This is a genomic window from Ruegeria sp. F5 (genome assembly GCF_056533845.1).
Map to the genome: position 1 here is coordinate 18,321 of NZ_JBQFOU010000017.1, position 21,406 is coordinate 39,726.

22 protein-coding genes are annotated in these 21,406 nt (G+C 61.4%); 13 read left to right on the forward strand and 9 right to left on the reverse strand.

Going from position 1 to position 21,406, the window contains the following annotated elements; translation table 11 throughout:
- Positions 1 to 17: 17 nt before the first annotated feature.
- From ACR0K1_RS20255 to tldD, 5 genes are all read right to left on the reverse strand, one after another.
- Positions 18 to 644, reverse strand: a complete 627-nt coding sequence (locus ACR0K1_RS20255) for a CoA transferase subunit B (RefSeq protein WP_480616298.1) — start codon at positions 642 to 644, stop codon at positions 18 to 20.
- Complete coding sequence (locus ACR0K1_RS20260) at positions 644 to 1,348, reverse strand: CoA transferase subunit A (RefSeq protein WP_480851747.1); 705 nt, start codon at positions 1,346 to 1,348, stop codon at positions 644 to 646. The genes ACR0K1_RS20255 and ACR0K1_RS20260 overlap by 1 nt, the downstream gene beginning before the upstream one ends.
- A 99-nt stretch (positions 1,349 to 1,447) precedes the next feature.
- On the reverse strand, positions 1,448 to 4,078 hold the full coding sequence (gene topA / locus ACR0K1_RS20265) for a type I DNA topoisomerase (protein WP_480851748.1): 2,631 nt from the start codon (positions 4,076 to 4,078) through the stop codon (positions 1,448 to 1,450).
- 126 nt (positions 4,079 to 4,204) lie between these two features.
- A complete protein-coding gene (gene dprA / locus ACR0K1_RS20270; RefSeq protein WP_480851749.1) occupies positions 4,205 to 5,341 on the reverse strand; it encodes a DNA-processing protein DprA in 1,137 nt (378 codons plus the stop codon).
- Between the two features lie 224 nt (positions 5,342 to 5,565).
- Complete coding sequence (gene tldD, locus ACR0K1_RS20275; RefSeq protein ID WP_480851750.1) at positions 5,566 to 6,987, reverse strand: metalloprotease TldD; 1,422 nt, start codon at positions 6,985 to 6,987, stop codon at positions 5,566 to 5,568.
- A gap of 176 nt (positions 6,988 to 7,163) precedes the next feature.
- On the opposite strand from tldD, the gene coxB reads away from it, so the two are divergent.
- The 11 genes from coxB to ACR0K1_RS20330 all read left to right on the forward strand — a co-directional run bounded on the left by coxB (position 7,164) and on the right by ACR0K1_RS20330 (position 17,111).
- Positions 7,164 to 8,075, forward strand: coding sequence for a cytochrome c oxidase subunit II (gene coxB, locus ACR0K1_RS20280; protein ID WP_480616288.1), 912 nt, complete (start codon positions 7,164 to 7,166; stop codon positions 8,073 to 8,075).
- Between the two features lie 71 nt (positions 8,076 to 8,146).
- Positions 8,147 to 9,103 (forward strand): heme o synthase, encoded by a 957-nt coding sequence (gene cyoE / locus ACR0K1_RS20285; RefSeq protein ID WP_480616286.1) that lies wholly within the window; start codon positions 8,147 to 8,149, stop codon positions 9,101 to 9,103.
- Positions 9,100 to 9,261, forward strand: coding sequence for a hypothetical protein (locus tag ACR0K1_RS20290; RefSeq protein WP_480616284.1), 162 nt, complete (start codon positions 9,100 to 9,102; stop codon positions 9,259 to 9,261). Before cyoE ends, ACR0K1_RS20290 begins: the two co-directional genes overlap by 4 nt.
- Positions 9,261 to 9,836 (forward strand): cytochrome c oxidase assembly protein, encoded by a 576-nt coding sequence (locus ACR0K1_RS20295; protein ID WP_480851751.1) that lies wholly within the window; start codon positions 9,261 to 9,263, stop codon positions 9,834 to 9,836. The genes ACR0K1_RS20290 and ACR0K1_RS20295 overlap by 1 nt, the downstream gene beginning before the upstream one ends.
- 22 nt (positions 9,837 to 9,858) lie before the next feature.
- Positions 9,859 to 10,674 carry a cytochrome c oxidase subunit 3 gene (locus ACR0K1_RS20300; RefSeq protein ID WP_480616281.1) on the forward strand — a complete coding sequence of 272 codons (816 nt, stop codon included), beginning with the start codon at positions 9,859 to 9,861 and terminating at the stop codon, positions 10,672 to 10,674.
- Positions 10,675 to 10,830: 156 nt separating this feature from the next.
- Complete coding sequence (locus tag ACR0K1_RS20305; protein WP_480616279.1) at positions 10,831 to 11,508, forward strand: SURF1 family protein; 678 nt, start codon at positions 10,831 to 10,833, stop codon at positions 11,506 to 11,508.
- Positions 11,505 to 12,893, forward strand: coding sequence for a threonine synthase (gene thrC, locus ACR0K1_RS20310; RefSeq protein ID WP_480616277.1), 1,389 nt, complete (start codon positions 11,505 to 11,507; stop codon positions 12,891 to 12,893). The genes ACR0K1_RS20305 and thrC overlap by 4 nt, the downstream gene beginning before the upstream one ends.
- Entirely contained in the window at positions 12,890 to 14,152 is a 1,263-nt protein-coding gene (locus ACR0K1_RS20315; protein ID WP_480616275.1) for a M16 family metallopeptidase, read from the forward strand. Before thrC ends, ACR0K1_RS20315 begins: the two co-directional genes overlap by 4 nt.
- On the forward strand, positions 14,152 to 14,736 hold the full coding sequence (locus ACR0K1_RS20320; RefSeq protein WP_480616273.1) for a GNAT family N-acetyltransferase: 585 nt from the start codon (positions 14,152 to 14,154) through the stop codon (positions 14,734 to 14,736). Before ACR0K1_RS20315 ends, ACR0K1_RS20320 begins: the two co-directional genes overlap by 1 nt.
- 102 nt (positions 14,737 to 14,838) lie before the next feature.
- Positions 14,839 to 15,657 (forward strand): MBL fold metallo-hydrolase, encoded by an 819-nt coding sequence (locus tag ACR0K1_RS20325; RefSeq protein ID WP_480851772.1) that lies wholly within the window; start codon positions 14,839 to 14,841, stop codon positions 15,655 to 15,657.
- Between the two features lie 38 nt (positions 15,658 to 15,695).
- Entirely contained in the window at positions 15,696 to 17,111 is a 1,416-nt protein-coding gene (locus ACR0K1_RS20330; protein ID WP_480851752.1) for an FAD-binding oxidoreductase, read from the forward strand.
- Positions 17,112 to 17,145: 34 nt separating this feature from the next.
- On the opposite strand, the gene ACR0K1_RS20335 is transcribed toward ACR0K1_RS20330, so the two are convergent.
- The gene (locus ACR0K1_RS20335) at positions 17,146 to 17,628 is read right to left on the reverse strand and encodes a fasciclin domain-containing protein (RefSeq protein WP_480616269.1); all 483 of its coding nucleotides are present in this window, start codon (positions 17,626 to 17,628) and stop codon (positions 17,146 to 17,148) included.
- A 170-nt stretch (positions 17,629 to 17,798) separates the two neighbouring features.
- Positions 17,799 to 18,338, reverse strand: a complete 540-nt coding sequence (locus ACR0K1_RS20340) for an adenine phosphoribosyltransferase (RefSeq protein ID WP_480616267.1) — start codon at positions 18,336 to 18,338, stop codon at positions 17,799 to 17,801.
- Between the two features lie 239 nt (positions 18,339 to 18,577).
- On the opposite strand from ACR0K1_RS20340, the gene ACR0K1_RS20345 reads away from it, so the two are divergent.
- On the forward strand, positions 18,578 to 18,832 hold the full coding sequence (locus ACR0K1_RS20345; protein ID WP_480616265.1) for a single stranded DNA-binding domain-containing protein: 255 nt from the start codon (positions 18,578 to 18,580) through the stop codon (positions 18,830 to 18,832).
- 1 nt (position 18,833) lies between these two features.
- Here ACR0K1_RS20345 and ACR0K1_RS20350 read toward each other — a convergent pair whose 3' ends face one another.
- Complete coding sequence (locus tag ACR0K1_RS20350) at positions 18,834 to 19,463, reverse strand: LysE family translocator (RefSeq protein WP_480616263.1); 630 nt, start codon at positions 19,461 to 19,463, stop codon at positions 18,834 to 18,836.
- A gap of 169 nt (positions 19,464 to 19,632) precedes the next feature.
- Between ACR0K1_RS20350 and ACR0K1_RS20355 the strand changes: the two genes are divergently transcribed.
- The gene (locus tag ACR0K1_RS20355) at positions 19,633 to 20,499 is read left to right on the forward strand and encodes an alpha/beta hydrolase (RefSeq protein ID WP_480851753.1); all 867 of its coding nucleotides are present in this window, start codon (positions 19,633 to 19,635) and stop codon (positions 20,497 to 20,499) included.
- Between the two features lie 6 nt (positions 20,500 to 20,505).
- Here the strand turns inward: ACR0K1_RS20355 and ACR0K1_RS20360 are convergent, their stop codons facing one another.
- The gene (locus ACR0K1_RS20360; protein WP_480851754.1) at positions 20,506 to 21,378 is read right to left on the reverse strand and encodes an S-methyl-5'-thioadenosine phosphorylase; all 873 of its coding nucleotides are present in this window, start codon (positions 21,376 to 21,378) and stop codon (positions 20,506 to 20,508) included.
- Positions 21,379 to 21,406: the final 28 nt, after the last annotated feature.

The following is a 21,406-nucleotide window of genomic DNA, read 5'->3' on the forward strand; positions in this document are numbered from 1 at the left end:
GCGGGCTTTTCGTTGGATCAGTTGACGATTTTGGCCTCGGTCGCGCTGCGGATTTCATCCTCGGTCACGCCTTCGGCCAGTTCGATGATCTTCAGACCGCCCTCGACCACGTCCAGTACGCCCAGATTGGTGATGATGCGGTTCACCACCTTCTTGCCGGTCAGCGGCAGGGTGCATTTCTTCAGCAGCTTGGACTTGCCATGCTTGTTGGTGTGATCCATCACCACGATCACGCGGCCAACACCGGCCACCAGATCCATCGCGCCGCCCATGCCTTTGACCAGCACGCCGGGGATCATCCAGTTGGCCAGATCGCCCTCTTCATCCACTTCCATCGCGCCCAGCACGGCGGCGGCGATCTTGCCGCCCCGGATCATGGCGAACGAGGTCGCACTGTCGAAGTAAGACGTGCGCGACAACTCGGTGATTGTCTGCTTGCCGGCGTTGATCAGGTCGGGATCTTCTTCGCCCTCAAAAGGGAAGGGTCCCATGCCCAGCATGCCGTTCTCGGATTGCAGGGTGATGTCCTTGTCGCCCACATAGTTCGCCACCAGCGTCGGAATGCCGATGCCCAGGTTCACATACATGCCGTCTTCAAGCTCCTGCGCCGCGCGGGCGGCCATCTGATTGCGGTCCCAGGGCATTATGCGGTCTCCTTCTGGCGGGTGGTGCGCTGTTCGATACGCTTTTCGTGGTCGCCCTGAATGATGCGATGCACATAAATGCCGGGCAGGTGGATGGCGTCCGGGTCCAGCGAGCCGCGTGGGACGATCTCTTCGACCTCGGCGATGCAGATCTTGCCGCACGTGGCCGCAGGCACGTTGAAGTTGCGCGCGGTCTTGCGGAAAATCAGGTTGCCGGTGTCATCGGCCTTCCAGGCTTTGACGATCGAGAGATCGGCAAAGATGCCTTCCTCCATGATGTATGTCTCGCCGTTGAAGTCCTTATGCTCTTTGCCTTCTGCGATCACAGTTCCCACGCCGGTTTTGGTATAAAAGCCGGGGATGCCCGCGCCACCGGCGCGCATCCGCTCGGCCAGAGTTCCTTGTGGGTTGAATTCCAGTTCCAACTCGCCGCTCAGATACTGGCGCATGAATTCGGCGTTTTCGCCGACATACGAGCTGATCATCTTTTTGACCTGCTTGGTCTGCAACAGGATACCGATGCCGAAATCATCAACGCCCGCGTTGTTCGAGGCGAATGTAAGGTCCTGCGCGCCAGCCTCTCTGATCGCTTCCAGCAGCAGTTCGGGAATGCCGCACAGGCCGAACCCGCCGGCAGCAATCAGCATGCCATCCGTCAGCACTCCATCAAGTGCTTCGGTGGCATTGGCATAGATTTTCTTCATGGAAAACTCTCCCAATGACGTGGTGACAGGCAGGTTGTGCCGCCACGTCATTGGGAAGTCAATGAAACCGGGGGTCAGGTAGTATTTCTACCTAGCGCTTCATGAAGTCGCCGCCTTGTTGGCGGTTTTCTTGGGGGCTGACTTTTTTTTCGGCGCGGCCTTCTTTTTGGTGCCTTTCTTGGCGGCTTTCTCGTTGGCCAGTTCGACCGCCATGTCCAGCGTCACATCCTCGGGCTTGATATCCTTGGGCAGGGTCGCGTTGACCTTTTCCCACTTCACATAGGGCCCATAACGCCCGTCCAGAATCTGGATCGCGCCGCCATCGGGGTGTTCACCCAGTTCTTTCAGCGGCTTGGCCGCCGCCCGACGCCCGCGCCCCGGGTTGGCGCGCTTTTCGGCCAGCAGTTCGACCGCGCGGTTCATACCGATCTCAAAGACATCGTTGGGGTCCTTGAGGTTGGCATAGACCGGCTTGGCCTCATCAGCCAGCTGATGCATCAGATAGGGACCAAAGCGCCCGAAATTCGAGGTGATCATGCCACCTTCGGGATGCTCACCGATCTTGCGGGGCAGGGACAGCAGGGTCAGGGCCTTGTCCAGATCCATGTCATCCTTGCTCCACCCGCGGGGCAGGGATGCGCGCGGGGGCTTCTTGTTCTCGGGCGTCGGCTCGCCGCGCTGAACATAAGGACCAAAGCGGCCGGATTTCAGCCAGATCTGATCACCTGCGTCTTCGCCCAGCAGACGTTCATCCCCTTCGGCCCCTTCACCGGCGATGGGGCGCGTATAGGTGCATTCGGGATAGTTGCCGCAGCCCACGAACCCGCCGGTGCGTGAGGTTTTCAGATGCAACTGACCCGTCCCGCATTTCGGACAGATACGCGGGTCGGATCCGTCTTCGCGCGGCGGATAAAGCTGTGGGGCTAGCGCTTCGTCCAGCTTGTCCAGCACTTCCGAGATGCGCAGTTCCGAGGTCTCGCCAATCGCCGCCGAGAAATCGCGCCAGAACTTGCCCAGCAGGTCCTTATAGTCGCGGTCGCCGGCGCTGACGTCGTCCAGTTCTTCCTCCAGATTGGCAGTGAACTCATAACCCACATATTGCCGGAAGAAATTCAGCAGGAAGATCGTGACGATCCGGCCCTTTTCCTCGGGGATCAGCCGGTTCTTGTCCTTGCGCACATATTCGCGGTCCTGAATCGTAGTCACGATCGAGGCATAGGTGGATGGCCGCCCGATCCCCAGCTCTTCCATCCGCTTGACCAGCGTGGCCTCGGTATAGCGCGGGGGCGGCTGGGTGTGGTGCTGCAGGGCCAATACGGCTTGGTTGTCGGACAGGATCGCGGCCTTGTCCGAGTCGCTTGTCGCCTTGGAGAACTGATCACGCAGCGAGGTCTTGGCAAACCGCGCCGGGTCCCCCTGCATGATCTGAGGCAGGCGCTTTTCGTCATCATCGGCCACGTCATCGCGGCCTTCTTCATAGACCCGCATGAACCCGTCGAACAGAACCACCTGACCGGTGGCGCGCAGGCCGACCTGACCGTCATCGCTGGTGATTTCGACCGTTGTACGCTCCAGCCGGGCGGCGGCCATCTGGCAGGCGATGGTGCGTTTCCAGATCAGGTCATAGAGCTTGCGCTGATCCTCATCCGTGACCTTCAGCGCCTTGGCGTCGCGCGACATGTCGGTCGGGCGGATACACTCGTGTGCCTCCTGCGCGTTCTTGGCCTTGTTCTTGTACATGCGCGGGCTGTCGGGCACGTATTCGGCGCCATACCGGTCGGCGATGGCATCGCGCGCGGCGGTAACCGCCTCGGGCGCCATGTCGATGCCGTCGGTCCGCATATAAGTAATGTACCCGGCCTCATAAAGCCGCTGCGCCACCTGCATCGCGTGGCGTGCGCCCATGCCGAACTTGCGGCTGGCCTCTTGCTGCAGGGTCGAGGTCATGAAGGGCGCGCTAGGGTTGCGGGCGGCGGGTTTGGCCTCGACCGAGGTTACGCTCAGTGCCCGGCTGGTGATCGCCTGAACCGCCAGTTCGGCCTGCGTGGCATTGGCCAGATCGTGCTTGTCCAGCTTTCTACCGGCCAAAGTGACCAGACGCGCCTCATACGTCTGACCGCGCGGCGTCTCGAACAGCGCGCGCACCGACCAGTATTCGACGGGCTTGAACGCTTCGATCTCCATCTCGCGCTCGACGATCAGGCGCAGGCAGACCGATTGCACCCGGCCCGCCGATTTCGCGCCCGGCAGTTTGCGCCACAGCACCGGCGACAGGTTGAAGCCCACCAGATAGTCCAGCGCGCGGCGGGCCAGATAGGCCTCGACCAGCGGCATGTCGACCTGGCGCGGGTTCTGCATCGCCTCGGTCACCGCGTCCTTGGTGATGGCGTTGAAGGTCACGCGGCTGACCGGCGTGTCCTTCTTGATCGAGCGGCGTTTGGTCAGCGCTTCCTGCAAGTGCCAGCTGATCGCCTCACCCTCGCGGTCGGGGTCGGTGGCGAGGATCAGGGCGTTGTCCTCTTTCAGCGCGTCGGCAATGGCTTTGACATGCTTGCGGCTGTCATTTCCGACCTCCCATTTCATGGAAAATTCATGGTCCGGATCCACCGATCCGTCCTTGGGCGGCAGGTCCCGCACATGGCCGTACGAGGCCAAAACGGTGTAGTCGGGGCCGAGATACTTATTGATCGTTTTTGCTTTGGCCGGAGATTCTACAACAACTACGGGCATTTAAGAGGAATCCTCGCTCGACAGGCTTTGCGCTTTGTATGGCCGTGCAAAATGTGTGCGGCAAGATCGAATTGTCAATGCGTTCCTTTTGACCCTGAAAATATGGCGTCATCATGAACCGCCGGGCTAGCTGGCCAGCGACAGCAAACCGCCCGGTTGGCGCTGAATCCGCCCGCCAAGTTCCAGATCCACCAGCGCCGGGCCAACTACACCCGCCGGGGCGGCGATGTCACGGATCAGTTGATCCTCGGCAATCGGAGAGGGGCCAAGCCGCGTCAGGATTTCCATGTGCAACGATTCGCCTGTCGCCGCGTGGCTGCCCTTGGGGCTGGTTGTGACGGTGTCGCCAGACGAAAAAAGGTCCGATTGCTGTGGCGGCAGTGCATCGATCACGTCCTCGGCGCTGCGCACCAGCGTCGCGCCATCGCGGATCAGCAAGTTGCACCCGGCGGCGCGGGCGTCGAATGGGTGGCCGGGCACGGCCAGAACCTCTCGCCCCTGATCAAGCGCGTCACGGGCTGTGATCAGACTGCCGGATTTGCCTGCCGCTTCGACAACGACCACGGCCTGCGACAGGCCCGAGATGATCCGGTTGCGGCGCGGAAAGTGCCGGGCCTGCGGCGTCACGCCCATCGGTTGTTCCGACAAGCGCAGGCCCCTGTCGGCGATGTTCCGGGCGAGGTCCGTGTTTTCTGCCGGGTAGATCACATCAACCCCACCGGCCATCACAGCAATTGTCCCGGTCTCCAGCGCGGTCAAATGGGCCGAGGTGTCGATCCCCCGTGCCAGACCCGACACGATGACAAACCCTTTCTGTCCCAGTTCTTTCGCCAGCCCCCGCGCCATCCGGGCCCCGAGGGATGAGCAATTCCGCGCCCCGACCATGGCAATCGCCGGAGGTTGCAAAAGCGAGGTGTCGCCAACCGCCCACAAAAGCGGGGGCGCATCGGCGATGTCATTCAAAGCGGCAGGGAAATCGGCAGACCCAAGGCACAAAAGCCGCGCCTTGGCGGCTTTTGCGGCCTTGAGTTCTGCCTCGATCACGCCGAGGGGGCAGGTTTTATATCCGTCGATCCCGGCAGCGCGTGCCATTTCAGGCAGCGCGGCCAGCGCGTTCTGCGCCGTGCCATGTTCGCGCAGCAGTCGCCGGAACGTCGCCGGACCAACCTTGCGCGAGCGCAACAGACGGAGCCAGGAAAACCGATCCTCTTCCGTGGTGGGTGGGAGTGTGGGGTGATTGGAAGAAAGCTGCTCTTTGGTCATCCGATGCTCCGCCTGATTGCAGAACTGGTTTACGGCTGGTGGGGTTAACAGCTTGTGAATCGAAGAAAATTAGATGCGTTTTTTCCGAAGGCGTTTCTGGGTTGTTGTTTATGCCGTTGAAAAGGCGTAAAAATTTTTGCGAGTTTTCCCAGCCATGAAAGGGTGGGAACGCTGTAAAAGGCGCGCAGCGTTAACCGAGCGCCTCTCTTTACTGTGATTCCGACTCAGGCAGCCGAACCGCCCACCGTCAGCCCATCCATCAGAACCGTCGGCTGGCCGACACCCACAGGCACCCATTGGCCATCCTTACCGCAGGTGCCCATGCCCGGATCCAGCGCCATGTCGTTGCCTAGACCGCGGATGCGTTTCAGCGCCGACGGCCCGTCGCCGATCAGGGTTGCCCCTTTCACCGGCGCCCCGATCTTGCCGTTTTCGACCCGATACGCCTCGGTGCAGGAAAACACGAACTTGCCGTTGGTGATATCGACCTGTCCGCCGCCGAAGCCGACGGCCCATATACCGTCTTTGATGTCGGCCACCAGGGCAGCCGGGTCAGCGTCACCGCCCAGCATCACCGTATTCGTCATGCGCGGCATGGGTTTGTGGGCATAACTCTGCCGCCGCCCGTTGCCGGTTGGCGCAACCCCCATCAGACGGGCGTTTTGCCGGTCCTGCATATAGCCGGTCAGGATGCCATCCTCGATCAGCACGGTCCGCGAACTGGGCGTGCCCTCGTCATCCACAGTGATCGATCCGCGCCGATCCGCGATGGTTCCGTCATCCACCACCGTCACGCCTTTCGACGCAATCTGCTGACCCATCAGCCCGGCAAAGGCCGAGCTTCCTTTGCGGTTGAAGTCGCCCTCAAGCCCGTGCCCAATGGCCTCGTGCAGCAGAATTCCGGGCCAGCCGGGGCCAAGCGCGACCTCCATGACACCCGCCGGGGCAGGGACCGCGTCGAGGTTGACCAGAGCGATCCGCAACGCCTCGCGCGCTTTGGCCTGCCAGTCTGCCGGGTCGATCAGACCGCTGAGAACAACGCGTCCGCCACCCCCGGCCGAGCCGCTTTCGCGGCGGCCGTTCTGTTCGACAATGACCGAGACATTCACGCGCGTCATCGGGCGTACGTCGCGGACCAGCACGCCGTCGGGGCGCAGGATTTCGACCTCTTGCACCGCTGCTGCAATCATCGCGCTGACCTGCACGACGCGCGGGTCCAGATCGCGGGCGAAAGCGTCGATCTCGCGCAGGGTTTCGACCTTGACCGGGAAGCTGGCCGTTTCGATCGGATCTTCGTCGGTATAAAGCCGCTTGTTGGTGGCTTGCGGCGCATCGGCCAGCGTGCCGCCGCCTTCGCCAACCGCCAGCCGCGTGGTTTCCGAGGCGCGTTTCAGCGCCGGGATCGACACGTCGGTTGAATGGGCATATCCCGCGACCTCGCCCTGAACCGCGCGCAGGCCGAACCCTTCGGATGCGTCATATGATGCGGTGCGCAGACGCCCATCGTCAAAGACCAGCGACTCGGATTTCCGCCGTTCGACAAACAACTCCCCATCCTCGGCACCGGCAGTGGCCGAACGCAAAATGGCCAAAGCCTCATCCTGCGGTAAAGCGCTGTCAAAGGGGCGAAACGGGGCCTGAGTCATCGGTTGCGACCTTTCGGGTTTGATCCAGATCAAAAATAGCGTCTGTTTGACGCAAGCATTTTGCTTTATCTACCCGCTGGAATATGGTTTTTAACGCGTCCAAAGACAACGGGAGAGGTGCGACTGATTCACACCTTTTCGCCAGGGACGTAAAGATCAAACGATCAGGACAGAATATGAAGAATGCTTTGATGCTTTCGGGGTTGATGACAGCCCTCTCCAGCCTCCCCGCCATGGCTCAGGAGCTTGAGATTATTGGCAAACCGGTCGCTGGAGGCCTGGGCTTCCAGCCCGCAGTCACCGAACTGGCGGATGGGATTCACAGACTGGACAACATGATTCTGGTGATCATCACCGCGATCTGCCTGCTGGTTGCCGGGCTGCTGGTCTACTGCATCCTGCGCTACAACAGCCGTGTTAACCCGAACCCGGCGCGGTTCTCGCACTATACTCCGGTGGAAATCGCCTGGACCCTGGGCCCGATCCTGATTCTGGTCTTTATCGGTGCCTTCTCGCTGCCGGTTCTGTTCAAGCAGCAGGAAATTCCCGAAGGCGACGTGGTGATCAAGGTTGTGGGCAACCAGTGGTACTGGACCTACGAATATGTCGATCACGATTTTGCCTTTGACAGCTATCTGCTGGGCCATCCGGCCACACTGGACGAGGGTGCTCGCCCCGCTGACGCGGACGTAACCCCGTTTGTTCTGGATGACGCGATGCGCGCCAAGCTGGCGGATTCCGGTTACAGCGATGATGAGTGGCTGCTGGCCACCGACACCGCCGTTGTTGTGCCGGTTGGCAAGATCATCGTCATGCAGGTCACAGCGTCGGACGTGATCCATTCGTGGACCATCCCGTCCTTTGGCGTAAAGCAGGACGGCGTACCGGGGCGTCTGGCTGAACTGTGGTTCCAGGCCGACAAGGAAGGCGTCTATTTCGGCCAGTGCTCGGAACTGTGCGGCAAGGACCACGCATATATGCCGATCACCGTCAAAGTGGTCAGCGAAGAGGCGTACGAGGAATGGCTGCAGGGTGCTCTGGAAGAGTATGCGGGCCAGCCTGCTGCTTATCAGGTTGCCTCGAACTGAGCCGATTGCGGCCTAGGTAAGACTGCAGGCTGCGCGGGGATCGCGCAGCTTTTGCCCCAGAAGGACCGGACATGAGCGACGCAAGCATCAATGCCAGCCAAGTGACCGCCAAGGCGCACGCGGATGAGGCCAGCTTTGGCGATTATTTCGCCCTGCTGAAGCCGCGCGTGATGTCCCTGGTCGTGTTTACGGCCTTGGTCGGGCTGCTGGCGGCCCCCGTTCCGGTGCATCCCTTCGTAGGCTTCTGCGCGATTCTGTTCATCGCCATTGGTGGCGGCGCGTCCGGTGCGCTGAACATGTGGTGGGATGCGGATATCGACCGGGTGATGAAACGCACCAAGGGCCGCCCGATCCCCTCGGGCAAGGTCCAAGAGGGCGAGGCGCTGGCGCTGGGTCTGGCTCTGTCGGGCCTGTCGGTGATCATGCTGGGGCTGGCGACCAACTGGTTCGCCGGGGCGTTTCTGGCCTTCACCATCTTTTTCTACGTTGTCGTCTACACGATGTGGCTGAAACGCTCGACGCCGCAGAACATAGTGATCGGTGGCGCGGCTGGGGCCTTCCCGCCGGTGATCGGCTGGGTGGCGGCGACCGGGTCCATGTCTGTCGAGCCGTGGCTGATGTTCGCCCTGACCTTCATGTGGACACCGCCGCATTTCTGGGCGCTGGCGCTGTTCATGCGCTCGGATTATGACGACGCGGGCGTGCCGATGCTGACCGTGACACACGGTCGCCGCGCGACGCGCTGGCATATTCTGGTCTATACCGCGCTGCTGGCCACGCTGGCCGTGGGCACGGCGTTTTCGGGCATTGGCGGCCCGGTCTACCTGACCGTCGCCGTTGTGATGAACGCCCTGTTCCTGCGCGGCGCGTGGCAAATCTCGCGCCGGACCGAGGATGACTCGGAAGCGGACAATTTCAAGGTGGAACGCAGCTTCTTCAAACTGTCGCTGCTGTATCTCTTCCTGCATTTCGGAGCGATTCTGGTTGAGGCGCTGCTGAAACCCTATGGCCTGGGAGGCTGGTCATGACCCTGCGCAAAAGCCACGAATTGCATCAGCGCCGGTTCAGCCGCAATCTGGGCGTGGGCCTGACGCTGGCGGCGTTCATCGTGATTATCTTTGGCCTGACGGTCGTGAAGGTCTCGGGCACGGATTTCAACATGGCGACGCAAGAGGTGCAGAACTGATGGCGCTGTCGGGTCCGCAGAAAACGGTTGCACAGACCGTAGGGGTGGTTGTCCTGATGGGCAGCCTCGCCTGGGCGGCGGTGCCGTTTTACGACTGGTTCTGCCGGGTCACCGGGTTTGGCGGCACCACCGGGGTGGCCGAAGCCGCGCCCGAAGATATTCTGGACCGCACCGTTACCGTCCGCTTTGACGCATCCAAAGCCAAGGACATGGCGTGGGAGTTCAAGCCGGTCGAGCGCGAGATGGAAGTGCGCATCGGCGAGACCGGTCTGGCCTTCTACGAGGCCTACAACCCTACCGACCGGCCAATCGCCGGTCAGGCATCCTATAATGTCGCGCCGTATTCGGCGGGCGTGTATTTCCAGAAAATTGCCTGTTTCTGCTTTGAAGAACAGGTGCTGGAGCCCGGCGAGCGGGTTCAGATGCCGGTCACATTCTTCGTCGATCCTGAAATGGTTGACGATCTTGAAGCCAGGTATGTGCATACGATCACTCTGTCGTATACATTCTACGAAATTGACCTGCCCGAGGGATATGCCGCCCTTGACGTGCAGGCAGATACAAACACGAACTAACGCCTTTAGGTGAGGGACTTTGATGGCACACGCTAAAAATCACGACTACCACATTCTGAACCCCTCGATCTGGCCGCTGATCGGCGCGATTGGCGGCTTCGTGATGCTGTTCGGAGCCGTCCTCTGGATGCATGGCATCACCCCGTGGATGTTCTGGGCAGGCCTGATTGCCGTTCTGTACACCATGTTCGCCTGGTGGTCCGAGGTGGTAGTCGAAAGCCGTCAGGGCGATCACACGCCGGTCGTGCGCATCGGCCTGCGCTATGGTTTCATCCTGTTCGTGATGTCCGAGGTGATGTTCTTCTTCGCCTGGTTCTGGTCGTTCTTCAAACATCGCATGTACCCGATGTACGACTATGCCGGCACCGAATACATCCAGCCGGATATCCACGCGGTTGACCCGTTCCACCTGCCGCTGATCAACACGCTGGTCCTGCTGCTGTCGGGCTGTGCGATCACCTGGGCGCACCACGCGCTGGTGCATGACAATGACCGCAAGGCGCTGATCAACGGTCTGGCCATCGGTATCGTTCTGGGCATCGCCTTTACCGCGCTTCAGGCGTTTGAATATTACGAGCTGCTGGCCCACGAAGGCTGGAAATTCGGTGATGACCAGTTCTATTCGAACTTCTTTATGGCAACCGGTTTCCACGGCTTCCACGTGATCATCGGGACCATCTTCCTGAGCGTCTGCCTGATCCGGGCACTGCGCGGGGATTTCACGCCCGAGAAACACGTGGGCTTCGAGGCCGCAGCCTGGTACTGGCACTTCGTTGACGTGGTCTGGCTGTTCCTGTTCTTCGCTGTTTACATCTGGGGCCAAGCGCCGCTGATGTGAGGCCGCTCAGGTGACCCAATTGCAAAAGCCGCCCTTTGGGGCGGCTTTTTCTCTGTTTCGGGCGCAAAATTGCGCCCCATACAATTGGACGGTTGCAAACCCGGCAACCTGCCCCTTAACAAGACGCCGGTTTCTGCAACAAGGTTTCGCCCCGCAATGCGCCGCACTCTGTTCCTGCTGATATTTGGCCTCGCCGGTTTGGGCGTGCTGCTGTCGCTGGGCATCTGGCAGGTGCAGCGGCTGGCCTGGAAGCAAGGCGTTCTGGCCGAGATCGAAGGCCGGATTTCTGCGGACCCGATTGCCTTGCCGCCGCAGGTGTCCGAAGCAGCGGACAAGTATCTGCCCGTGACCGTGTCGGGCGAGATGGAGCCGGGGGAAATCCACGTGCTTGTCTCGGTCAAACAGGTCGGAGCAGGGTATCGGATCATCCAATCCTTCAGCACCAAGGACCGGACTTTTCTGGTGGATCGCGGCTTTATCCCGACCACCGCGAAAAAAGCCGAGCGCCTGACAGGTCCGATGGAGGTCACAGGCAACCTGCACTGGCCGGATGAGATCGATAGTTACACGCCCGAGCCGGACATCGACGCCAATATCTGGTTCGCCCGCGACCTGCCCAATCTGGCGGCGGCCCTGGGGGCCGAGCCCATATTGCTGATCGCCCGATCCGAAACCGATCCGGGCGTGACACCTTTGCCCGTAGACACGGCGGGCATCCCGAACGATCACCTGCAATACGCAATCACATGGTTTGGACTGGCCCTCGTCTGGGCGGCCATGACCGGTTATTTCCTGTGGCGCAGCCGCGCCCCTTCTGAGAGTGAAGCGACATGAAATACATCTCGACCCGCGGGCAGGCGCCCGAACTGACCTTTGAAGAGGCGATGCTGACCGGGCTGGCCCGCGACGGCGGTTTGTACCTGCCTGCCGAGATCCCGGTGATGAGCCACGACGAGATTGCCGCGCTGGCGGGGCTTCCCTATGAGGAGATCGCGTTCCGCGTGATGTGGCCTTTTGTTAGCGGGTCCTTTGCCGAGCATGAGTTCAAAGACATCATCGCACGCGCCTATGAAGGGTTCGGCCACGACGCCCGCGCGCCGTTGAAGCAACTGAACGAGAACCACTTCCTGCTGGAGCTGTTCCACGGGCCGACACTGGCCTTCAAGGATTTCGCCATGCAACTGATCGGCCAGCTGTTTCAGGTGGCCCTGAAACGGCGCAATGACCGGGTCACCATCGTGGGGGCGACCAGTGGCGATACCGGCTCGGCCGCGATTGAAGCGTTCCGGGGACTGGACGCGGTGGATGTGTTCATCCTGTTCCCCCAGGGCCGTGTGTCAGAGGTGCAGCGCCGGCAGATGACCACGCCTGCGGACAGCAACGTGCACGCGTTGGCCGTCGACGGCGATTTCGACGATTGTCAGGCCGCGCTCAAGGATATGTTCAACGATTTCGACTTCCGCGACGGGGTGAAGCTGGCGGGCGTGAACTCGATCAACTTTGCCCGGGTGCTGGCGCAGATCGTCTATTATTTCTCGGCTGCCGTCAGCCTTGGCGCGCCGCACCGCAAGGTCAGCTTCACCGTGCCGACCGGCAATTTCGGCGACATCTTCGCGGGCTATCTGGCCAAGCGCATGGGGCTGCCCATCGACCGCTTGGTTGTGGCGACCAACCAGAACGACATCCTGCACCGCTGCCTGTCGGGTGAGGGGTATTTCAAGGGCGACACCATTCCCTCGATCAGCCCGTCGATGGATATCCAGGTCAGCTCGAACTTTGAGCGGGCGCTGTATTATGCCTATGGCGAGGATGGTGCGGCAGTCGCGCAGTTGATGGATGAACTGAAGACCGGCGGTTTCAATGTCAGTCAGGGTGCGATGGAGGCGCTGCGGGAGAGCTTTGACTCAGACCGCGTGTCCGAAGAGGAGACGCTGGAAACGATCAAACACACGCTGGCCAACAGCGCCGAACTGGTCTGCCCGCACACCGCCGTTGGTATCCGGGTCGCCGAAGAACACCGCGCGGCGGAGGTGCCGATGATCACGCTGGCCACCGCGCATCCGGCGAAATTCCCGGCGGCGGTCGAGAAGGCGAGCGGTGAACATGCCCCCCTTCCATCCCGCATGTCTGATCTGTATGAACGTCCGGAACGGGTGACCCGCATTGCCAATGACCTGGGCGCCCTTGAGGATCATATCAGAAGGCATATTGCTGAGTGACTGTCAGACAGGACCAACTGAAGAACGGATTTCGGATCGTCAGTGAACATATGCCGGGGCTGCAATCGGCGGCCATCGGCATCTGGGTGACCGCCGGCGGGCGGCATGAGCGGATCGAGCAGAACGGCATTGCTCATTTTCTTGAACATATGGCGTTCAAGGGAACCGAGCGGCGTTCGGCCCTGCAAATCGCCGAGGCGATCGAGGATGTGGGCGGCTATATCAACGCCTATACCTCGCGCGAGGTCACGGCCTACTATGCGCGTGTTCTGAAAGACGATGTGGCGCTGGCGATGGATGTGATCGGCGACATCGTTCTGAACCCTGTCTTCGACCCGCGCGAGATTGAGGTCGAGCGCGGCGTGATCCTGCAAGAGATTGGGCAGGCTTATGACACGCCCGACGACGTGATTTTCGACTGGCTGCAGGAGCAGAGCTATCACGACCAGCCCCTGGGCCGCACCATCCTTGGCCCGTCCGAGCGGGTCAGCGCGTTCTCGCGCGAGGATCTGTCGGGTTTTGTGGCCGAGCACTATGGCCCCGAACAGATGATCCTGTCGGCGGCGGGGGCCGTGGATCACGATGCACTGATGAAAATGGCCGAAGAGATGTTCGGCCATCTGCAGCCGCGCAAAGGTCTGATCCCCGACGCGGCGCAGTTTACCGGCGGTGAGGCGCGGCAGGAGAAAGAGCTGGAACAGGCCCATTTCGCGCTGGCGCTGGAAAGCCCGGGTTATCGCGACGATGCGATCTATACGGCGCAGATTTATTCCACTGCCTTGGGCGGCGGCATGTCCTCGCGCCTGTTTCAGGAAGTGCGTGAGACTCGTGGTCTTTGCTATACGATTTTCGCGCAGACCGGGGCCTATGCCGATACCGGCACGACCACCATTTATGCCGGAACCTCGGCGGATCAGGTGGGTGAACTGGCGACGATCACCATCGACGAGATGAAGCGGGCCGCCGAGGACATGAGCGCCGAAGAGGTCGCCCGGGCCCGCGCGCAGATGAAAGCGGGTATGTTGATGGGGCTGGAAAGCCCGTCGAACCGGGCCGAGCGTCTGGCGCGGCTGGTGCAGATCTGGGGCCGGGTGCCGTCGCTTGAGGATACTGTCGCCAAGATCGACGCGGTCAGCACCAGTGATGTTCTGGCCTTTGCCGAAAACATGGCGGTGCAGGCCCCGGCGGCGCTGGCGCTTTACGGTCCGGTGTCGAGCGCGCCGTCGCTGGCGGAACTGCAGGAGAGGCGCGCGGCGTGATGCTTCTGGGCCGACGCAAGCTGAAACTCGAAACCGAGCGCCTCAGCCTGCGCCCGCCCATCCATTCCGATTTCAACGAATGGACGGCGCTGCGGCGGGCGTCCAAAGATTACCTCACCCCGTGGGAGCCGATCTGGGCCAAGGATCACCTGAGCCGGAAGTCGTTCACCAACCGGGTCTACTGGGCGCAACGCTCGGTCGCCGGGGGCACGGCAATCCCGCTGTTCCTGTTCCGCCGCTCGGATGATGTTCTGGTGGGTGCGATCACGCTGGACAACATCCGGCGCGGACCGGCGCAGGCAGGGACGCTGGGGTACTGGACCGGTCAGGCCTTTGCCCGTCAAGGGTATATGCGCGAGGCCATCGGGGCCGTGGTTCACCACGCCTTTACCCGTCTGGACCTGAGCCGGATCGAGGCCGCCTGCCTGCCGGAAAACGCGGCGTCGCGCGGGTTGCTGGAAAGCTCGGGGTTCAAGTACGAAGGCGTGGCGCAGTCTTATCTGCAGATCAACGGGCGGTGGCGGACGCATGTTCTGTATGCCAGCCTGCGGTCGGATAGGCGGGGCAAGACCGACGCGGGTTAGGGGGCTCTGCCCCCGTCGCGGCAGGCCGCGCCTCCCCCGGGATATTTTTGGCCTGATGAACAAGGGGCATGACTTGGCGGCGGGATGCGCTACACTCTGGTCATGCGCTGGTTGGTTGCGGCATTGATGGTGATCTCGGGCGGGGCTGCGGCGCAGGAGCGGCGGTCGAGCCATTGTATCGCCATCGCGGATGCCGCGCCGGGGATCGAGTATCTGCACAAGGCGGCCTGGCAGGATCCGGTGCCCGAGTTTTCGGTGCGGATCAGTTATATCGCGCATGCCTCTTTCATGATCCAGACACAGGGCGGGCTGAATGCCGTCACCGATTTCACCGGGTTCATAGGCAGCGCTGATCTGATCCCGGATGTGGTGACCATGAACCATGCCCATTCCACCCATTGGACGGCTCATCCCGATCCGGCCATCCCGCATGTGTTGCCGGGCTGGGGCGAGTTCGGGCAGGGGATCGACCATTACCTCGATCTGGGTGAGATGCTGGTGCGCAATGTCTCGACCGATATCCGCTCGATCTATGGCGGGGTCGAAGAGCGCGGGAATTCGATCTTCGTGTTCGAGGTCGAGGGGCTGTGCATCGGCCATCTGGGCCATCTGCATCACGTTCCCTCGGACGAACAATTCGCGGCGCTGGGGCGGCTGGATGTGGTGATGGCGGCGGTGGATGGCGGTACGACCATGCCTTTGCCGGAGATGATCTCGGTCCTCAGGCGGCTGAAAAGCTCGGTTATCATCCCGATGCACTGGTTTTCCGGTTTTTCGCTGGACCGGTTTCTGGTCGATATCCGCGACGATTTTCCGGTGGAACGAGAGGGCGTGTCGGAAATCACCGTCTCGTTGCGCACGTTGCCCGACCGACCCACAGTGGTGGTGCTGGAGCCGCGCTATCTGATTGATCTGGAATAGGGCTTGTCGGCGCCCGTCGCCTTGGGCCATGAAGGGGTATGAGCCTGAACCCCGCAGATGACAGCTTTGCCGAATTGATCCGATCGACGCTGGGGGGCGATGTATTGCGCCCGGTGGCTGAGCGATACCTGGTCGAGCCGCGCAACCGGTTTGCGGGCCATGCGGGCGTGCTGGCCTTGCCCCGCACGGCCGAGGAGGTGGCGGCGCTTGTCCGGTTAGCTTTGGGTGCGCGGGTGCCGGTTGTGCCTTACGGCGGTGGTACGGGTCTGGTGGGCGGGCAGGTGATGCCCAATGGCCCTGCACCGCTGCTGATCTCGCTGGAGCGGATGACGGCCATTCGCGCCGTTTACCCGACCGAGAATGTTCTGGTGGCCGAGGCCGGCGCGATTCTGGCCGATGTTCAGGTTGCGGCTGAGGCGTCGAACCGTCTGTTCCCCCTGTCGCTGGCGGCGCAGGGGTCCTGCCGGATCGGCGGCAACCTCGCGACCAATGCCGGCGGGGTCAACGTTTTGCGCTATGGCAACACGCGGGATTTGTGTCTGGGGCTCGAAGCGGTGCTGCCGAATGGCGAAATCTGGCATGGGCTGAGCCGTTTGCGAAAGGACAACACGGGCTACGATCTGCGCAATCTGCTGATCGGGTCCGAAGGGACGTTGGGGATCATCACCGCAGCCGCGCTGAAACTGTACCCGCGCCCGGCGGCAGTTGGGACGGCGATGTTTCAGGTGGCCTCGGCTGAGGCGGCTATCGACCTGCTGGCTCTTGCCCGTGACCTTGCGGGCGAGACCGTCAGTTCGTTCGAACTGATCCACCGGCAGGGGCTGGAATTTCTGACCGAGGTTCTGCCGACCGTTCGGCAGCCGTTCGTTGTGCAGCCCGAGTGGTGTGTTCTGGTCGAACTTGGCATGTCATCCGGTCAGTCGCCTGCCGATGCTCTGGAAGCCATGTATGTCGCTGCCGATGCGAAGGGCCTGATCAGCGACGGTGTCATTGCACAGAGCGAGGCGCAGCGCGCCGACCTGTGGGCGGTGCGCGAGCGTATCCCCGAGGCGAACCGCCTGATTGGATCAGTTTCAAGCCACGATATCTCGGTCCCGATCTCGGCAATCCCTGAATTTATTCGGCGCGGGGTGGACGCCATCCAAGCAATCGGTCCGTTTCGGATCAACTGCTTCGGGCATGTTGGCGATGGCAACCTGCACTACAACGTGTTCCCGCCGCGCGGACATGACAGGGCGGAATTCGATGACCAGCGCGCTGCAGTCCAGCACGCCGTTTATGATCTGGTGCATCAGTTCAGGGGGTCTGTCAGCGCCGAGCATGGGGTGGGGCGTCTGAAAACCGATGATCTGGTCCGCTACGGCGATCCGGCCAAGCTGAACGCCATGCGGGCGATAAAGGCCGCGCTCGATCCCAAGGGGATCATGAATCCCGGAGCGGTATTGAAGGGGTGAACACGGCCCGGACAGGCCGTGTTCCGGTAGCAAATCACGACTCGGGCAGGATCACCTTGTCGATCACATGGATCACGCCGTTCTTGGTTTCGATATCGGCCTGCACCACGTTGGCGTCGTTGATCATGACGCCCGAATCCAGATCGACAGTGATGTCACCGCCCTGAACCGTAGCCGCAGTCATATCGTCCGACAGGTCGCCGGACATCACTTTGCCCGGAACCACGTGATAGGTCAGGATCGCAACCAGTTGGTCCTTGTTTTCAGGCTTCAGCAGGTTTTCAACCGTGCCCTCGGGCAGCGCCGCAAAGGCTGCGTCGGTTGGGGCAAACACGGTGAACGGGCCTTCGCCCTTCAGCGTATCGACCAGTTCAGCCGCCTGAACGGCTGCGACGAGGGTTTCGAAATCTCCGGCCGCGACGGCCGTATCCACGATGTCCTTGCCGTGACCGTCGGCCATGACAGAGGTGCTGAGAAGAAGGGTCGCGACACTGGCGGCGGCGAATTTGCGGAACATATCGTATCTCCCATAAGTTGAAATGCTTGAAGCAGCATCACTTGGGGTACGGGGGGTTATCGCGAAAAGATCACTGGTCGTGTTGGACAATTCCGGTTGAAAGCGGACCGTTCCGCGCTAAGCCGCCGGGGCGGCAGATTTCCAATCACGGTTTTGTGAACGCGGTGGGGTCAAAGGCCTTCGAATTCGCACAGGACGTGGACATCCATGCCCATTTCTTCCAGCACTTTGCGGCCGCCAAGCTCGGGCAGATCGATGATGAAGGCGCACGAGATGATCTGGCCCCCCAACCGTTCGATCAGCTTGATCCCTGCGGCGGCGGTGCCTCCGGTGGCGAGCAGATCATCGACCACAAGGATTTTCTCGCCCGGCAGAATGGCGTCATCGTGGATCTCCACGATGGCCTCGCCATATTCCAGCTTGTAATCCTGGCTGATTGTGGTGCCGGGCAGCTTGCCTTTCTTGCGGATCGGCACAAAGCCCACGCTCAGTTGATGCGCAATCGCGCCGCCCAGAATGAAGCCTCGGGCCTCAAGGCCGACCACCTTGTCGATCCGCTCGCCCGCGTAAGGATGCAGCATCTGATCGATGGCGATGCGAAACCCGCGCGGGTCCGAGAACAGGGTGGTGACATCCCGGAACATGATCCCCTCATGCGGGAAATCAACGATGGTGCGGATGTAATCCTTGACCGTTTTGTTTCTGGACATGGCCGACCCCTTTGGCGTGACAACACGCAGGGTTATTTGGCCCATCGGGGTCAGTCATGCAAGGATTGATTGCCGGCGATTACTTGCGACGTTCTGCAACAGCGTTGGGCAGGCTGTAATATCGATACAGCGCTGCGGGCAGCCACGACAGGTGCGGTTTGCGCCAATTGCGCTGGTCTCGCAAAAGAAATGCCTGAGCGACATGAAGATTCATTGCCTTAGTCCTTTATTTTTGTTAGTTGCCCGATAACTACAACCTCTATGCTATGTATATACAAAGCATAGGTGTAAGAATCAAGGGCTGGACGGAGTCAAAGCGCGTGGCAAAGAAAGTCGGCAAGGGGTCTACCAAGAAAAACAGTCAGTTAGTCTTGCGGTTGGATAAGGACGAACGCGATGCGTTTGTCGATTTGTGCAAAGAGCTGGACACTTCGGCCGCGCGCGAAATCCGCCGCTTTATCCGCGGTTTCATGAAAGAAAACGCGGACGATTAAGTCAGGCCGGGCGGCGCAGAACAGCCGTGGCCACACCCATTCCAATCAGGGTCAAACCGCCAAAACGGGTTATCGCGGTGATCACGCCTGCACGTCCGATCATGCGGCGCAGGCGGTCCGCCAGCAGCGCATAGGCCAAAGCGTTCAGCCAGGCCAGGCCGACAAATGTTGCGATCAGGATGGCGAATTGCGGGCCCAAAGGGTCTGCCGGACGCAGGAATTGCGGCACGAAGGCGATGAAAAAGGCGATGGATTTCGGGTTCAGCGCCGTCACCGCCGCTGCGTGGCCGAAAACGCTGCGGGCCGACACGTCGCTGCCCGTGTCCACCGTGCTCAGCCCGCCCGCGGGGGCGCTGCGCAGCAGTTTGATCCCCAGCCAGACCAGATACGCGGCACCGACCCATTTCAACGCGGAAAACAATGTGGCCGAGGCCAGAACAAGCGCGCCCAACCCCAGCAGCGACGCGGTCATCGCCACCAGATCGCCCACCGCGACACCGGTGGCCGAGGCCACAGCGACGCTGCGGCCCTTGGACAGCGCATAGCTGAGAACAAGCAACACTGTGGGTCCCGGGATCAGCAGCAATGCGGTCGATGCGGCCACAAAGGCCAGCCAGAGTTCAAAAGACATGGGTCATCCTTGGTTGCGCGCCCTGCAGGAAGCACCGAAGTTATCGGTGCGTCAAGCCCGTAACGCGTAGCCCGGAAATCCTGAAGGGAAGATTAAGCTTGCTGCACACTCCTTGAATCTGCGCCGATGGTCCCCAGACTGATAGTACCCACCTGCTGCGGAGGATCCGATGACACAGACACGAGACGTTTATCCAAACGCGCTTTCGCGGCCCGGCGCGTCCGGTGCGCGGCGCTTTCTGCGGATCATCTACACCCTGACCGCCCTGATCGTGTTGGCTTACGTTGCCGCCGTTGGGTACATGTACATCAACCAGCGCGACTTGCTGTTCAAAGCATCCGGTGAACTGCCCGAGCCCGGCGCAGTGGGGCTGTCGGATGTCGACGTGATCTCTCTGCCCATGTCAGATGGTGTGGTGCTGACCGCATGGTCCGCGCCCGCCGTGTCCGAGGGTGCGCCCACCGTTCTGTTCTTTCACGGCCAGAGCGGAAATCTGGGCGACCGCGCAGATCGGATGCGGGAAATCCTCAACAGCGGTTACGGGCTACTTGCCCCGAGCTATCGCGGGTTTCCTGGAAGTGAGGGCCAGCCGTCCGAGGTGGCGTTTGTGTCGGACGGTCTGGAACTGTTCGACCGGTTGACCGAGCAAGGCAAGCCGGTTGTCCTGCACGGCCAGAGCCTTGGAACCGGCGTGGCCGCTGCCGTTGCCGCGCAGCGCGCCTCGGCGGAACTTTTGGTGCTCGAGGCTCCGTTCACCGCAACCGTCGATGTTGCGGGCGAACGCTACCCCTGGCTGCCGGTGAACAAGCTGATGCAGGACAAGTTTGCCACGCGTGACGTCATCAACCAGATTGAGGTGCCTACGCTGATCTTCCACGGCACCGAGGATGTCGTGGTCCCGGTTCACCATAGCGAGGCTTTAGCTGCGATGGCCGATGACAACGTGCAGCTTTTTCTGATCCCGGATGGCTCCCATAACGACCTGTGGTCGCACGGGTTGTGGCAGCAGGTTCAGGCCAGCCTGCCGCCCCTTTGACGCGGATCAGAGAATGCGCCCGGCCACCGCGTCCAGTTTGGCCAGCACCGCCGGGTCCCGCTTTTCGGGCGCAGTTAGGATTGCGTATTCCAAAGCCCGGTCGCAGCCATGGGGGCAGGGTGCCCGGTCCGTGCCCAAAAGAGCGGGCAGGCCCTTGACCAAAGCCCGGGCTTTCTCGGCATTCCCTGTGAGCGTGGCGATGATTGTGGTCACGTCCACCTCTCCGTGATCGGGGTGCCAACTGTCGTAATCCGTGACCATCGCGACCGAGGCGTAACACAGCTCGGCTTCGCGGGCGAGTTTCGCCTCGGGCATATTGGTCATGCCGATCACGTCGCAGCCCCAGTGTTCGCGGTACATCTTCGACTCGGCCAGGGATGAGAATTGCGGCCCTTCCATCGCCAGATAAGTGCCGCCGCGATGGATGGTGATCCCCGCATCCTTTCCAGCGGCTTCACAGGCATCGCTCAGGCGCGGACAGGTGGGGTGCGCCACGCTGACATGCGCCACGCATCCTGTTCCAAAGAAGCTTTTTTCCCGCGCAAAGGTCCGGTCGATGAACTGGTCAACGATCACGAAATCCCCCGGAGCCATTTGCTCGCGGAACGATCCGCAGGCCGAAACCGAGATCACATCGGTCACGCCCAGCCGTTTCAGCGCATCAATGTTGGCACGATAGGGCACCTCGGTCGGCGAATGCACATGCCCGCGCCCGTGACGGGGCAGGAACGCCATTTCAACGCCTTCCAGCGATCCGGTCAGTATCTGGTCCGAGGGCGCCCCCCAAGGCGTTTCGACCGTAACCCATTCCGCATTTTCCAACCCGTCGATGTCGTAGACGCCCGAGCCGCCGATGACGGCAATTTTGGTCTGAGTCACTGTTTCGCCTCCGCGTGGATATCTGATG